General features: G+C 70.4%; 6 protein-coding genes. All 6 read right to left on the bottom strand.

All coding sequences use genetic code 11. From position 1 onward, the window contains the following. Nucleotide 1: 1 nt before the first annotated feature. The 6 genes from AVL59_RS08335 to AVL59_RS08310 are packed head-to-tail and all read right to left on the bottom strand — an operon-like array spanning nt 2 to nt 14,795. Nucleotides 2-1,033, bottom strand: coding sequence for a methyltransferase (locus AVL59_RS08335; protein WP_159399880.1), 1,032 nt, complete (start codon nt 1,031-1,033; stop codon nt 2-4). Continuing rightward, a complete protein-coding gene (locus AVL59_RS08330; RefSeq protein ID WP_067301015.1) occupies nt 1,030-1,800 on the bottom strand; it encodes a thioesterase II family protein in 771 nt (256 codons plus the stop codon). Before AVL59_RS08330 ends, AVL59_RS08335 begins: the two co-directional genes overlap by 4 nt. After that, complete coding sequence (locus tag AVL59_RS08325) at nt 1,797-2,981, bottom strand: acyl-CoA dehydrogenase family protein (RefSeq protein ID WP_067301013.1); 1,185 nt, start codon at nt 2,979-2,981, stop codon at nt 1,797-1,799. The genes AVL59_RS08330 and AVL59_RS08325 overlap by 4 nt, the downstream gene beginning before the upstream one ends. Beyond that, nucleotides 2,971-4,161, bottom strand: a complete 1,191-nt coding sequence (locus tag AVL59_RS08320; RefSeq protein WP_067301011.1) for an FAD-dependent monooxygenase — start codon at nt 4,159-4,161, stop codon at nt 2,971-2,973. The genes AVL59_RS08325 and AVL59_RS08320 overlap by 11 nt, the downstream gene beginning before the upstream one ends. Next, on the bottom strand, nt 4,154-7,300 hold the full coding sequence (locus AVL59_RS08315; protein WP_067301008.1) for a non-ribosomal peptide synthetase: 3,147 nt from the start codon (nt 7,298-7,300) through the stop codon (nt 4,154-4,156). The genes AVL59_RS08320 and AVL59_RS08315 overlap by 8 nt, the downstream gene beginning before the upstream one ends. 19 nt (nt 7,301-7,319) lie before the next feature. After that, nucleotides 7,320-14,795, bottom strand: a complete 7,476-nt coding sequence (locus tag AVL59_RS08310; RefSeq protein ID WP_067301006.1) for a hybrid non-ribosomal peptide synthetase/type I polyketide synthase — start codon at nt 14,793-14,795, stop codon at nt 7,320-7,322. Between the last annotated feature and the right edge of the window lie 2 nt (nt 14,796-14,797).

Below are 14,797 nucleotides of genomic sequence, written 5' to 3'. Positions count from 1 at the left end.
CCTATTCGGCCACCGCCTCGATGACCGCTTCGGCGTCGAGGTCGGTCACGGGGGTGCGGACCTCCTGGATGCGGAATCCCGCGGTGCCGAGCAGTTTGCGGTGCTCGCTCTCGGTCCGGTCACGGCCGCGGACGAGAACGAGCATCAGCAGGTCGTCGATCTTCGCCGGGTGGAAGACGGGCTCGTCGGGGATGACCTTCTCGAACAGCAGAAGCCGGTCCCCGGCGCGGCAGGTCTCACGGACACGCGTGAGCAAGGCCAGAGCACGTTCGTCGTCCCAGTTCCGCAGAATCCGGGCGAGCACGTAGACGTCCGCAGTCGGGACGGCTTCGAAGAAGTCCCCCTCGACGACCTCGCTTCGGTCCGCGACGCCTTCCTCCGCCAGTACGTGCCTGGCATGCCGCGCCGCTTCGGGCAACTCCAGCAGTGTTCCCCTCAGGCCGGGATGGTCCGTCAGCACGCGGGCCAGCAGGGCTCCGTTCCCTCCTCCTATGTCGGCGACGATGCGCGCGCCGCCGAACCTGCAGGATGCCAGCATCGCCGGGATCCTGCGGGAGGCGGCGAGACCTGAGGTCATCGAGCGGTTTCGGTCGGGGTTCGCGGCGAGGTAGTCGTAGAACGACTTGCCGTAGATCTTCTCGAAGGCTGGCTCACCGGTTCGGACGGCGTGGGTGAGCTCGCCGAACAGTCCCATCACCTCGTCTCGGACCATGGAGACGACGGGCACCAGGGACCCCTCGGTGTCGGAGCGCAGCAGGGACCCGGCGGGTGTGAGGGCGAAACGCCGTCCCGGGAACTCGGTGACGATGTCCACCGTGGTGAGGGCGCGTAGCACGCGATAGAGGGTCTCGGAGTCGGCTCCGGCCTCGGCGGCGATCTCGGTCACCGGGCGGGTGTTCTCTCCGAGGATGTCCGGAACACGCAGTTCGGTGATGGTGCAGCAGGCGTGGGCGAGCCAAGCTCCTTTCAGGAGGCCCATGACAAGAATGCGTTCCGAGGCACCGGGAGCTGCGGCGCGTGCGGGCGGGGTCATCGGTGCTTCCCTCCGGGGCATGCGGTGGCGATCGAGCGGGGCTGGTCTTCGGAGCGGTGTGGGTCGAGTTCCTCCCGAACGACTTGGAGAAGCTGCGTCTGGGCGGTCTGGACGAAGAAGTGGTCCCCGTCGAGCATGCGCACACGGCAGCGGTCGCGCGTGTGGCGCTGCCAGGCGCTGAGTTCCTCCACCGAGACGTCCGGGTCCTGGGTGCCGCCGAAGGCGGTGACGGGGCAGTCCAACGGATCGTCGGCCATGTGGCCGTAGCCCTCGGACAGGGCGAAATCGGCACGGAGCACGGGCATCAGAAGCCTCATCAGGTCAGGGCTGTCGAAGACCTCTGCCGGGGTGCCGCCGAGGTCCCGCAGATGGGCGGCGAAGGCGTCGTCCGACAGATGGGTGATCCGGCGCTCCCGCAGGGGCAGATGGGGTGCGCGGTGGGCGGAGACGAACAGCCGGACCGGCTGAACGCCGTGGCGGTCACGCAGTTGGTGGGCGAGTTCGTAGGCGATGGCCGCACCGAGGCTGTGACCGAACAGCGCGAAGGGTTCGTCTGCGGACCGGGCGATGCGCGGGAGCAGGTCGTCGAGGAGCGGTTCCATACGGCCGCAGGGGAGTTCGCGGATCCGCTCACCCCGGCCGGGTAGTTCAAGCGGAGTCACGTCGGCGGCGTCGGCGAGTTGCCGTGCCCAAGGAAGGTAAGCGCGGGCGGAGCCGCCGGCGTACGGCAGGCAGAAGAGGCGGACCGGCTGCTTGGAGCCGGTCATGAGCCCTCACCGGTCAGTGTCGCTGCGATGGTGCGCAACAGCATGTTGCTCGTCCCCTCGTAGATCTTGCCGGCCTTGGCGTCCCGGTAGATCCGCTCGACCGGATAGTCGCGGGTGTAGCCGTTCCCGCCGAGGATCTCGACGGCCGAGGACGCGGTGCGCTCGGCAGCCTCGGCCGCGAGGTACTTGGCCATGGCGGCCTGCCTGGCCTGTTCGAGACGGTTCGCGCCTTCTTCGAAGATCCGTGTGGCGTTGTAGAGCAGGACGCGGGCTGCCTCGATGTCGACACGCATCCGGGCCAGGGTGAACTGCACACCCTGGTAGCCGGCGATCCTCTGCCCGAACTGCTCGCGTGTCCTCGCGTACTCCGTGGCCTGTTCGAGGGCGCCCTGAGCCAGTCCGACGAGTTGCGCGGCGATGCCCAGGCGTCCGACGTCCAGGGCTTCCGCGGCGAGCGTCCGGCCGCCTCCCACGCCTCCCAGGCACTGCCCCGCGCGTACGCGTACGTCGCACAGGACGAGGTCGGCGGTGGAGGCGGCCCGCACACCGAGTTGTTCTGTGCGGTGCACGACGGACAGGCCCGGGGTGTCCCGGTCGACCAGGAAGGCGGAGATCCCCCTCCCTTCGGGGTCGGTGGCGAAGGCCAGGAAGACGTCGGCCTGGGCGGCGTTGCTGGTCCACCTCTTGCGTCCGTTGAGAACAAATGCTCCGGGTTCGCTGTGGGCTGTGGTCCGCAGGGCGAAGGCGTCGCTGCCTGCCTGCTCCTCGGAGATGGCGAAGGCACCGAGTTTCGCGGAGGCCAGCAGCGGGAGGTAGCGCCTGCGCTGGTCACCGCCTGCGGACCTGAGGATCGTCGCGACGACGAGGGCATTGTGGACGTCGACCGCGACCGCCACCCCCGCGTCCACGCGGGCTATCTCCTCGATGGCAAGGACCACCTGGAAGAGACTGCCGCCCAGGCCGCCGTACTCGGGCGGTATCGCGATGGATGTCAGTCCGGAGGCGAACAGTTCCTGCCGCAGCCCGGGATCGAGGGTGCCTGTGCGGTCCATCTCGGCCGACAGCGGGCGGATCTCCTTCTCCGCGAACGCGCGCACCAGGGCGCGCCAGCGCTCGTCGGCGGCGCTGAGACGGGTGAGAGGGGGTGGCGGCGGACCGGGTACGAGGGGCTCAGGCTGCATCGCGGCTCTCCGGGCTTCCGTCGTCGAACGTGAGGAGGGTCTGCCAGGTGCGCTCGGTGGCCTCCGTCGGCAGTGCCCGCATGGTGGAGTTGCGCAGGGCTATCAACAGCGGCAGTTCCCAGCCCTGGTATCGGCTGAGCTGGAAGGTGCGCTGCCGGATCCACCCGACGCGGTCACGGCGGCGGCGTGCGTAGTCCTCGATCCCCTGCTCGGGGGTCGCGGCGGCGGCAAGGGCGTCGGCGAGCACCACGGCGTCCTCGATGGCCTGGCAGGCGCCCTGACCGTAGACGGTGGGCATGGCGTGGCTCGCGTCCCCGAGCAGCGCGACGCGGCCGGTGCCCCAGACGGCTTCCGGGCGCCCGAACAGATCCGTGCGCAGCATCCGTTCGGCTGGCGTGGCCTTGATGACGGCGGTGACCGGCTCGGGGAATCCGGCGGTCATGGCCAGCAGCGCCCTTTTGATCTCGTGCGGGTCCGTGCTCTCTCCATGGCTGGGTGGGCCGTTGCGGCTGACCGACCAGCAGACGGCGTCGGGAGCGACCGGCCAGGCCACCGAGCGGGCTCCGTCCTTGCCGTACACCATGTACGAGGTGTGTTCCGGGAAGCCTGCGTGGCTGTCGCTGATACCGCGCCAGATCATGTGTCCCTCGGGCTCCGGGGGACCGTCGTCGTACAACACCGAGCGGGTGCGTGACCTCAAGCCGTCGGCAGCCACCAGCAGGGCGCCACTGATCTCTGCGCCGCCGTCCAGCCGTACCCGCACGCCCTCGGCGTTCTGCTGGATGTCCACCAAGCGACACCGGTAACGCACCTCCACGTCCGCGCAGCCGTCGAGCAGCGCGCGGAGCAGGGCCTGTCGGCGGATGCCGATGCCCTGGCGGCCGACAGAGGAACCGATCCGGCCGACGGGCACCTCGTGAATCGGCTCGCCGTCGGCGGAGTGGAGACGCTGCCAGTCCAAGCGCATCCCTGCGCGCTGTGCCGCTTCAGCCAGCCCGATCCGGTCGAGAGCCGACAGTGCGTTGGTCCAGATCGTGAGTCCGGAGCCGGCCAAGCCGCGGGCCTCGTCGGCGCGTTCGATCACGATCACGCGGTATCCGTGCTGCCGCAGCGCGCGGGCGGCGGTGAGTCCACCGATACCGGCTCCGGCCACGATGACGGGACCTGTCAGCTCAACCACGGTGCCCTCCCTGCTGCGCGGCGCCAGCGTCGGCCGCTCGGGCCAGGGCTTCGATGGTCGGTGCCTCCAGTACCGATCGGATCGGGATTTCCGTCCCGGCCTCGTGGCGAAGCCGCGCTGTCAGCCTCATGGCGGCCAGGGAGTGCAGGCCGAGGTCGGCCAATCGGTCGTAGACGCCGATCCGCTCCGTCTCCAGGATGTCTGTCAGCAGTTCGGTGAGGCGGCGTTCGATCGGTGTACGCGGCTCGACGAACTCCGCGGCGCCGGTTCGCTCCAGCGGAGGCAGTGAGGCGAGGTCCACCTTGCCGCTGAGGTTCGTGGGGATACGGTCGACCCAGCCAACAGCGCTCGGCACCATGTGGCCGGGCAGTCGCTCCGCGGCATACTCGCGGACGGCGCTCTCCGGCACAGCATCGGAAGCGGGCACGAGGTATGCCTCGAGGTGCTGGTCCCGCCGTAGGACCAGGGCGGTGCGCACGGCTGGGTGTTCGCGGAGGACGGCCTCGACCTCGCCCGGTTCGATCCTGAAGCCGCGTACCTTCACCTGGGCGTCGGAGCGCCCGAGGAACTCGATCGTGCCGTCGGCGCGGCAGCGGGCGAGATCGCCGGTCCGGTAGCCGGGGCCGCCCTGCGAGGCCGGCTCGGCGGCGAAGCGCTCGGCGGTGAGTTCTGGCCGGGAAAGGTAGCCGCGTGCCACCGCCGGTCCGATCAGGCGCAGTTCGCCGCGCGCACCGGCAGGGACCGGTCGCCCGCGGGAGTCGCACAGTACGACGTGCTGGTTGGGCAGCGGAGCGCCGATCGGCACGGGCGCGCGTGCCGCGAGGGTCGCCTCGGTCACCCTGTGGCTCGTGGATACCACGGTGGCCTCGGTGACTCCGTACAGGTTGTGGATGGCCGGACGGTCGATCCCGAAGCGTTCGGCCCACGGACGGAGTGCAGCGGGCTGCAGTCGGTCGCCGCCGAGGAAGATGTGACGCAGTGCTCCGGTGTCCGTCTCGTCGTTGTCGAGAGTCGCCTCTGCGAAGTGTTCGAAGACAGCGGGGGTCAGGCTCAGAACCGTGACCGCTTCCCGGCGGACCAGCCCGAGGAGATCCCGGGGAGAGCGGGCCGTCCAGTGCGGGACGATGACGAGGCGGGCTCCGTTGGCGAGCGCACCCCAGATCTCCCAGACCGAGTAGTCGAAGGTGTGAGAGTGCGTGAAGGTCCAGGTGTCGTCCGCGGTGAAGCCGAATTCGGCGCGGCCGGCTGCCAGGAGGCTCTGTACGTTGGCGTGGCTGACGACCACTCCCTTGGGACGGCCCGTGGAGCCCGAGGTGTACAGCACGTAGGCGGCAGCGTCCGGGTCGGTTGCGGGTGTGATGCCGGCCGCGCCGGTGCCGGGCCGATGTTCGATATCGAGGACGAGAGTCGTCCCAGGGAAGGAAGGCAGGCGGTCGGCCAGGGCCTCGGACGTGGCGACGATGTGCACCTCGGCGTCACCGAGGAGCTCACGAAGGCGCTCAGCCGGGTACTGCGGGTCCAAGGGGACATAGGCCGCGCCCACCTTGAAGGTGGCCACCATCGCGGCGACCAGCTCCGCGGAGCGCTCCAGGCAGAGGCCGACCCGGTTGCCCGGACCTGCTCCCGCCGCCGTGAGCCGTGCCGCGATGCCGTCGGCCAGCCGGTCCAGTCGGCGGTACGTCAGCTCATGGTCCCCGCAGCGCAGGGCGATCTCATCCGGGCGGCTGCGTACCTGCCGGGCGAAGGACTCGGCGAGTGTCTCAGCGGGGCCGGCCAGCAACTCGCCATGGGGCTGCGCGGTCTCGCTGTCGTCCAGACGCACCTCTCCCAGGGTGAGCTCCGGACGCCGGACCACCTGTCGGAGGACGGACACGAGCTGGCCGGCGATCCGCCGCGCCGCTTCGGGGGCGAAGCGGCGCAGGTCGTGGACGATGCGCAAGGGCATCTGCTCCCCCGGCATGATGACCATGGTGATCGGGAAGTGGGGGCGGCCGTCGTAGAAGATGCCGTGTACGGAGAGGCCGGCGTCGTCCAGTGCCAGATCGGGCATCGGGACGTTCTCGAACGAGACGCTGGTCTCCAGCAGGGGTGCGTCGGGCGCCTGACCAACCAGTCGCTGGATCTCGGCGAGAGGGAGCCGGCTGTGCTCGCGGACGGCGGCCATGTGAGTCTGAAAATCCGAGAGCCAGGGCAGAAGGGCGCGGTTGGGTTCGAGCCGTTCGCGGACGGGGAGGGTGACGATCATCGGGCCGAGGACGGACTGCCCGGCCGCCAGGTCCGCCGGGCGGTGCGCGATGGTCGCACCGCACGTCACGTCCTCCGTGCCGTGGTAGCGGCTCAGGACGAGCAGCCAGGCTCCCTGGACCAGGGTGTTGAGGGTGAGCTGGCGCTCCCGGGCGAGGGTGCGCAGGCCGGGCGCGAGGTCGTCCAGTTCCAGTTCCAGGAAGGCGTGCGTGGCGGTGTTCTCCGGCACGGGTTCGCCATCGAGGTGGAGGGGCTCCGGCGGAAGGTGACCCGCCAGTTCCTCTCGCCAGAACTCGGCATCCTTGGCGGGGTCCTGGGCCTGCCACCAGGCGAGGTAGTTGCGGTAGGGCGGAGCAGGCGGGAGCGTGGGCTGCTCGCCTCGGCGGAGGGCGCGGTAGCAGTGGGCGAACTCCTGCATGGCGAGTCCGAAGGACCACCCGTCCATGAGCAGGTGGGAGAACCGCCAGGCGAAGGTCCAGCCGGTCTCCGAGCGGCGGATCACGGTGGTGCGCATCAGCGGGGCCCGCTCCAGCGGGAATCCTTCGATCCGTTCGCGGGTCAGCCACTCGCCGAGCCGCCGGTCCTGCTCCTCGGTCGAGAGGTCGCGCCAGTCCAGCACCTCCAGGGGCAACTGCGCCGACCGGTGGACGACCTGCAGTGCCCGGTCGCCCTGCCAGTGGAAGGTGGTGCGCAGGATCGGATGGCGGTCGACGACTGTCTGCCACGCCCGCTCGAAGGCGACGGGATCCATCTCCCCCTCAAGGGTGATGAGCAGTTGTTCGATGTAGATGCCCGTGCCGCCGCGGTAGAGCTGCTCGAACATCAGGCCCTGCTGAATGGGCGACAGGGGGTAAATGTCTTCGATATCCCTGGCGTCCTTGCCGTTCTTTGTCACGTTTCTCTCCCGACAAGCGCTACTGATCGCCCAGGCCGGCGATGAACTGCTGCAGGTCCTCGTCGGTCATGTCGACGAGGGGGAAGTCGGAGGTGTCGACGATGCGGTCCGACGTCGCCTCGAAGTGCGCGGTGAGCTCTGCCAGTCGGTGGGGCAGCTCCGCGGCAGCCGCGCGTACGCGGGCTTCGGCCTCCGGCGCGTACCACCAGCGCAGACGCAGGGTCCCGTCGACCATGGCCGGGGTGATCTCTACGAGGGTGTCGCTGGGTCGGTTACGGGCGCCATCGGGCCACGGAGTCCCGGAGACGGGGTCGTCGCCCGTCCAGAGAAACCCTTCCCGCACCGCGACGCGCGGCCCGGGCGGCAGGTCCCCGGCCACGGCTCGGTAGCCGCTCTTCACGGCCGACGCCGTGTCGCGGCAGTCACCCGCTCCCGTCCCGGCGGGGAGAGCGACCAACTCCGTGAACCGGCCGACGGTGGAGACGAGCAGATGGCCGGTGGCATCGGACGGCCGCTGGGTGCGCTCCGCGACGAGGGTCGCCTGTACCTCTGTGCCGCCGACCTGGCTCAGAGCCCGGGCGAGTGCGGCAAGAAGCACCTCGTGCGGTTCGAGGTGGTACGCGCGGTGCGCGTGCTGCGTGACGCGGTCGAAGTCCTCGGCGGTGAGTTCGCTGACGAGCTCGCCGTCCAGGGTGTGCGTCGGCCTCGGGGTGTCGTCGAGCCGCGCGTCCACGGTTCGGCTCTGGACGGTGGTCTCGTCGGCCCAGTCCAGGAAGTCGCCGGTCGGCAGGTCCCATTCCACCGCTCCGGAGGCGGCCAGCTGGGAGTGGGCGTGGTGGAAATCGCGGATCAGCCGCGGCCAGGAGCCGTCGTCGATCACTGCCCTGGAACCGGCCCAGGCCAGCAGCCCGGATGCGTCGTCGGCCTTGATCAGGGCGAGCTTGATGACGGGACCGTCGGCCAGGTCCAGCTCGCCGGCCATGTCGCTCAGCATGGACCGGATGGTGTTGTGGCGGGTGGCCTCCGGGAGGGAGCGCAGGTCGATGTCCGGCACGTAGGAGTCGGGACTGTCACCGGGCCACTGGGCCGGGCCGTCCGGTCCATGGCCGATGCGCAGACGGAGTGCCGGGTGCCGACTCATCAGCGCGCCGAGGGCCGTCTCGGCGATCGCGGGGTCGAAGGCACCGTCGACCTCGTACAGCAGCCAGCCCGGTACCGGGTCGGCATCGGTGCCGCCGGCCTGGAAGGCAAGGGCTCGCTGGTGGGTCGTGAGCGCCGACCGGCGTTCACTGGTCTCCACTCCGGTGGCCCGATGGCATGCGGCGGCGAGGGCCGCGATGCTGTCGGCTTCGAAGATGTCCTGCGGGGTGAGGGCAAGGCCCTGTGCATTGGCCTTCGCCACGAGCTGGATGCCGAGGATCGAGTCGCCGCCGAGCTCGAAGAAGTTGTCGCCCGCTCCCACCAGCTCAATGCCGAGCAGTTCGGCGGCGATGGCAGCCAAGCGGACAGCCGTCGCCTGCACCGCGGCGTCCGTCTCCTTCGGGACGTCCCGGCGTCCGCCGTGCCGCCCGGGCTCGGGCAGTGCCGCCCGGTCCACTTTGCCGTTGGAGCTGAGCGGCAGGGCGTCGAGGAGTACGAAGTCGGACGGGCACATGTAGGAGGGCAGAGCCTCGGTCAGCCGCCGGCGGGCCTGCTCGACGAGATCGCCGTCAGCTTCGGGTTCCGGGACCAGATAGGCCACGAGCCGCTGCTGGTGGCGGGGGCCGATGGCCGCGACCGTGTTCTGCCGCAATCCCGGCACCTCGTCGAGCGCGTGCTCTATCTCGCCGAGTTCGATCCGGAACCCGCCGACCTTGACCTGGAAGTCCTCGCGTCCCAGGAACTCGATCGTGCCGTCCGGCAGGTAGCAGCCGAGGTCGCCGGTGCGGTAGAGCCGCTCACCCGTCGCGGGATGGGGGAGGAAGGACTCGGCGGTGCGTTCGGGGTCGTTCCAGTAGCCCTCGGCGAGCCCGGCGCCGGCGATGTGGAGGTGGCCGGGGACCCAGACTGGGGCCGGTTCCATACGTTCGTTCAGGACGTGGAAGCGCTGGTTGCGCAGAGGCCGGCCGTAGGGGATGGACGACCAGTCGGGTGCGACCTCGTCGACGAGGTGGGCGATCGACCAGATGGCCGCCTCGGTGGCCCCGCCAAGGCTGATCACCTCGGTTGCCGCCACGCTGCGGATCCGGTCCGGCAGGGTGACCGGGATCCAGTCACCGCTCAGCAGGGTCACGCGCAGGGGCAGGCCCGTGGTGCCGACCGCCTCTGCGTGTTCGACGAGCATCTGCATCAGCGCGGGCACGGTGTTCCAGACCGTGACCTTGTGGGTGCGGACGAGGTCCAGCCAGCGGGCGGGGTCGCGTCGCGCCTCCGGCTCGGGCAGCACCAGCGTGCCTCCTGCGGCGATCACTCCGAACACGTCGTAGACGGACAGGTCGAAGCTGAGCGAGGACAGGCCGAGGGCCGTGTCGCCCGGGCCCACGCGGAACCGCTCGTTGATGTCGCTGATCGTGTTGAGGGCCGCGAGGTGGGTGACGGCGACGCCCTTGGGCGTGCCGGTGGAACCCGAGGTGTAGATGACGTACGCGACGTCTTCGGGCTGCGCCGGGCACTGCCAGTTCGCCGCCTCCTGGGCGGGGATCGCCGCGTCCCGGACCGGGACGGCCTCGACGCCGAGGTCGAGCGTGTCGTCGTCACCGGTGAGCAGGCAGTCGACACCCGCGTGTTCGACGAGCCAGCGCTGGCGTGCCTCGGGCAGGTCCGGATCGATGGGCACGTAAAGAGCCCCGGCCAACGATGCGGCGACCGCGGCGACGATCTGCCGCCAACCCTTCGGAAGGCGTACGCCGATGACGCCTGCCCGCCCGTGGCCGCGGGACTGCAGCTCCTGAGCGAGCGCGCAGGCCCGGGTGACCAGTTCCGTGTGGGTCAGCGTGCGATCGGGAGCGATGACCGCCGGGCGCTCGGCCAGGGCGGGGTCCACGACGGTGTGCAGGAGACTGTCGGTCAGCAGTCCGTGCGGGGCAGTGCCGGTCGTCCGGTTGGCCAGGGCGCGCGCCTCCCTCTGGTGGGAAGGGAGGTCGGGGCACGGCGCGGCGGACCATCCGTCGGAGTCGGCGAGGCCGACCACGAGAGCGTGGTAGGCGCCGAACATGTCGTCGAGCATGCCCTCCGGGAAGTGGTCCTCCAGGGCGTGCCAGGCGAGTTCGAGGGCGCCGTTCACCTCCATGATGAAGTGGTCGAGGGTGACCTGCGGGGTCTGCGAGATGAAGTACGACTGCTCCCCGAGCCAGCCGAAGGTGTCGTCTGAGCGGTCCTCGCTCTCGGTGAGGGAACTGGTGACGACGACGGGCATGGTGGCGTTGTTGCCGAGTTCGCGGGCCAGCTCGCGCAGGACACGGACGCCGCTGACATTGCGGTGCTCGAAGTCCTCCCAGCTGCGCTGCTGGATCTGGCGCGCTAGGTCCCCGAAGCCGGCGACACCACGCAGGTCCACCTCCAGCAGGTCGAAGGATGCGAACTCCCCCACGATGTCGCGGATCTGCGGGTGGACGGGAAGCCTGTCGACCGCGGTCAGGTTCAACGTGAAGTGCTGGCTCTTGCTCCAGGCGCCGATCACGGCCGCGTACGCCGCGATCAGTGCGGTGGAAGCGGTGATGCCGTGCTCGGTGGCCTGGGCGCGGATCCGCTGCCAGACCTCGGGCGGCACCGAGACATGCCGGCGGGTGAACCGGGAGTCGCCCGTTCCCCGGCCGGCCCTGCGGACGGGGAGATCCGGCGCGGGCGGCAGTTCGGCCACCCGGCTCCGCCAGTACTCCAGGGCGCGCTCGTAGTCGGGCGTCTGCCGCATCTGCTGCTCGGCCAGAACGTAGTCGCGGAAGGTGAGTTCCAGCGGATCGAGCCGGCGGTCAGGATCGGCGTAGCGGGCGCCCCACTCTGGCAGCAGTTGGAAGAAGAACCCGGCCACGTCCGCGACGATCAGGTCGAAGCTGATGTGGAGGCGGGTCCGGTCGTCCGGCAGCCGGGTGGCCCGGATTTCCCACAGGGGCCAGGTGTCCGCCGGACGAACCTCGGCTTCCATGGCACTGCGGACGGCTGCCAGCTCGTCCTCGATCGCGGAGGCGCCGGCGTCGCGCAGGTCAAGGGTCGGGAAGCGGTACGGCGTCACCGTCTCCACGATGCGCTGGCGGCCGTCCGGCAGGACCACGACGCGGAGCATGTCGTGGCGGTCGACCACTTTCTGCCACGCCCGCTCCGCCCGGGCCAGGTCCAGTCCCTGGCTGTCGAACTCCAGGTAGACGTGCGCTGCGACGCCGCCCAGGTCGAAGCTGCCCAGCCGGCCGATCCACTGCGCCTGCTGCATCTCGGTGAGCGGGAACGGATCGAATCGGTGCTCACGGTCCGGCACCACCTGAAGGGTCGCGGGCCGGGTGTCCGCCTTCCTGGCGGCGGCCACCATACCGGCGACGGTGGGGGCGGCCAGCAGCTCGGACAGAGTGAGGGTGCGGCCGGTCAGTTCCCGGTACCGGGCGAGCATCCGGGTGGCGAGCAGCGAGTGACCGCCGAGTTCGAAGAAGTTGTCGTGGATGCCGAGGCCGGTGTAGCCGAAGTACTCCTCCCACAGGGCCAGGGCCGCACGCTCGTCCTCGTTGCGGGCCGGGGCGTGGGCGGTGAGGACCTCGGGCCGGGTGGCTGTGTCGGCGTCCGCGCCGGCCGGCTCGGCAGGCGCGATGACGTCCAGGTCGGCTGCCGTCTCGGTGCCGCGCGGCTCGACCCAGTAGCGCTGGCGCTGGAAGGGGTAGGTGGGCAGCGGCACCCGGCGCCGCGCCCCGGCGTGCAGCGCCTCCCAGTCGAGGTCTCGGCCGCATTGCCACAGACCGCCGAGTCCCGCGAGCAGTGCGTCGGTGTCCGAGCGGCTTTCGTCGGGGCGTGGCAGCGTGGTGACGACGGCGGCGCGCGTTTCGGGCCGCAGGGCCTGCCGTGTGAGCGAGGCGAGGGTGTTGCCGGGACCCACTTCGATGAAGGCGGCGCGGCCGGTGGACGCGGTGGCCACCGCGTCGGCGAAGCGGACCGGCTTTCGGGCGTGCGACCCCCAGTACGAGGGGTCGGTGGCCTGCTCTTCGGTGATCCAGGTGCCGGTGACGTCCGAGATGAACGGCCGGTTCGGTGGGGACAGCCGGGTCCGCAGGACTTCTTCCGTGAAGGGAGCGACGATCGGGTCCATCATCGCGGAGTGGAAGGCGTGGGAAGTATGCAGCCTGCGGTGCCCGATGTCCTGTCCGGCGAGTTCGCCCTCGAGGCGTGCGATCGCCTCTTCCGGACCGGAGGCCACGCACAGGGAAGGGGCGTTGACCGCGGCGATGTCCGCGCCGGATGGCAGCAGAGCGCGGACCGTTTCCTCGGGTGCGGCGACCGAGAGCATGGCTCCGGCAGGCTGCTCCTGCATCATGCGGCCGCGCAGGGCCACGAGGCGGAGCGCGTCCGGGAGTTCGAGGACACCTGCCAGGCAGGCGGCAACCAGCTCGCCGACACTGTGGCCGACCATGGCGGACGGCTCGACGCCGAAGTCCCTCAGCAGGCCCGCGAGGGCGTACTCGACGCAGAAGAGTGCGGGCTGCGCGAACCCGGTGGCGGTGATCCGCGCGGCTGCCGCGGGGCCGGAAGCGTCTTCGTAGAGCACCTCTCGCAGGTCCGCTCCGAGATGCGGGCGGAGCAGCTCCGCGCATTCGTCGAGCCGGGTACGGAAACCGGGCTCACTGTCGTACAAGCCCCGGCTCATGCCGGCGTACTGGGCTCCCTGCCCCGGAAACAGGAAGACGATGTCGGAGGGCGCTGCCCCCGCATCGGCGGTGGTGACCAGCTCGGGGTGTTTGCCGGAGAGCAGGTCGGCGGCTTCGGCACCGCTTCCGGCGACGACGGTCCGGCGGAACCGGAAGGGGTGCCGCCCGGTCTGCAGCGTGTAGGCGGCGTCGGCGAACTGCCCGGGCTCGGACGGTGCGGCGTCGAGGGCGGCGAAGTGCGCGGCAAGGTGCCCTGCGGCATCGTCCAGCGCCTGGGGCGTCCGTGCGGAGATGGTGATCAACTGCCGCTCGCGGCCCGGCGGGACGTTCCGGGAGGGTTCCGGGGCTTCCTCGAGAATGAGGTGCGCGTTGGTGCCACCGATGCCGAACGAGCTGACGCCGATGCGCAACGGCGTGTCCGCGGCCGTCCAGTCGGTCAGCCTGTCGGTGATCTGGAACGGGGTCTTCTCGACGCCGAGCTGCGGGTTCGGTGTGCGGAAGTTGGCGGTGGGCGCTAGTTGGCGGTGCTGGAGCTGGAGGACGGACTTGATGAGACTGGCCATGCCTGCGGCCGCCTCCAGGTGTCCCACGTTCCCCTTGACCGAGCTGAGCGCGCAGTAGCCCGTGTCTTCGGTGTGTGCGCGGAATGCGCGGGTGAGCGCGGTCACTTCGATGGGATCCCCGAGGGGGGTGCCCGTCCCATGTGCTTCGAGCGCCGTGACCGTCCTCGCGTCGATCTCGGCAAGTTCCAGCGCGGTGGTGACGACCTCCGCCTGACCTTCGACGCTGGGCGCGGTGAAACCGACCTTGGCCGAGCCGTCGTTGTTGGTCGCGGTGGCCTTGATCACGGCGAGTACGGTGTCGCCGTCGGCGACGGCGTCCGCCAGCCGGCGCAGCGCGACCACACCGACCCCGCTGCCGAACACCGTGCCGGCGGCGTCGGCGTCGAACGGCCGGCAGGAACCGTCCGGCGAGAACATGAGGCCGGCCTCGTAGAGGTAGCCCACGCGATGGGGCACCCGGACGCAGGCGGCACCGGCCAGCGCGAACTCGCACTCGTAGCCCTGCAGCGCCTGGCACGCCTGGTGGACGGCGACCAGCGAACTCGAGCACGCGGTCTGCACGGTCACCGCCGGGCCGGTCAGCCCGAGCTTGTAGGCGGTCCGGCTCGACAGGTAGTCCTTGTCGTTGTGGATCTGCAGCTCGAAGCCGGAGGCGCTCATCAGCAACCGGCCGCCGCCCAGGAGGTTGGACATCAGGTAGGCGGACATCCCGGCGCCGGCGTAGACGCCGACACGGCCGGTCCGTGCCGGGTCGAAGCCGCCGCCCTCCAGGGCCTGCCACGCACACTCCAGGAACAGCCGCTGCTGGGGGTCCAGGAGCGCGGCCTCACGGCCGGTGAAGCCGAAGAACGACGCGTCGAACAGGTCGATACCGTCGAGCACCGGAGCCGCACTGACGTATTCGGGCCGCTCGAACAGTTCACGCGGCACGCCTCCCGCCAGCACATCCGCCTCGTCGAGCCGCTCGATGGACACCACGCCGTCACGCAGGTTCCGCCAGAAGGCTTCCGGGTCCGAGGCGCCCGGGAAGCGGCAGGCCATGCCCACGACGGCGATGTCGGTGGAGTCCGGTACGGCGTCTGTGGAGCTGGAGTCCGATATCGGAGCGCTCATGG

This window comes from Streptomyces griseochromogenes, assembly GCF_001542625.1.
Lineage (GTDB): Bacteria > Actinomycetota > Actinomycetes > Streptomycetales > Streptomycetaceae > Streptomyces > Streptomyces griseochromogenes.
Note: the sequence above shows the minus strand (reverse complement) of the source record. Positions and strands in the feature narration are given on the sequence as shown.

What these genes read in the sequence shown, in the direction of transcription:
- AVL59_RS08335 (WP_159399880.1), bottom strand. Translation starts at nt 1,033, where the DNA reads ATGACCCCGCCCGCACGCGCCGCAGCTCCCGGTGCCTCGGAACGCATT.
- AVL59_RS08330 (WP_067301015.1), bottom strand. Translation starts at nt 1,800, where the DNA reads ATGACCGGCTCCAAGCAGCCGGTCCGCCTCTTCTGCCTGCCGTACGCC.
- AVL59_RS08325 (WP_067301013.1), bottom strand. Translation starts at nt 2,981, where the DNA reads ATGCAGCCTGAGCCCCTCGTACCCGGTCCGCCGCCACCCCCTCTCACC.
- AVL59_RS08310 (WP_067301006.1), bottom strand. Translation starts at nt 14,795, where the DNA reads ATGAGCGCTCCGATATCGGACTCCAGCTCCACAGACGCCGTACCGGAC.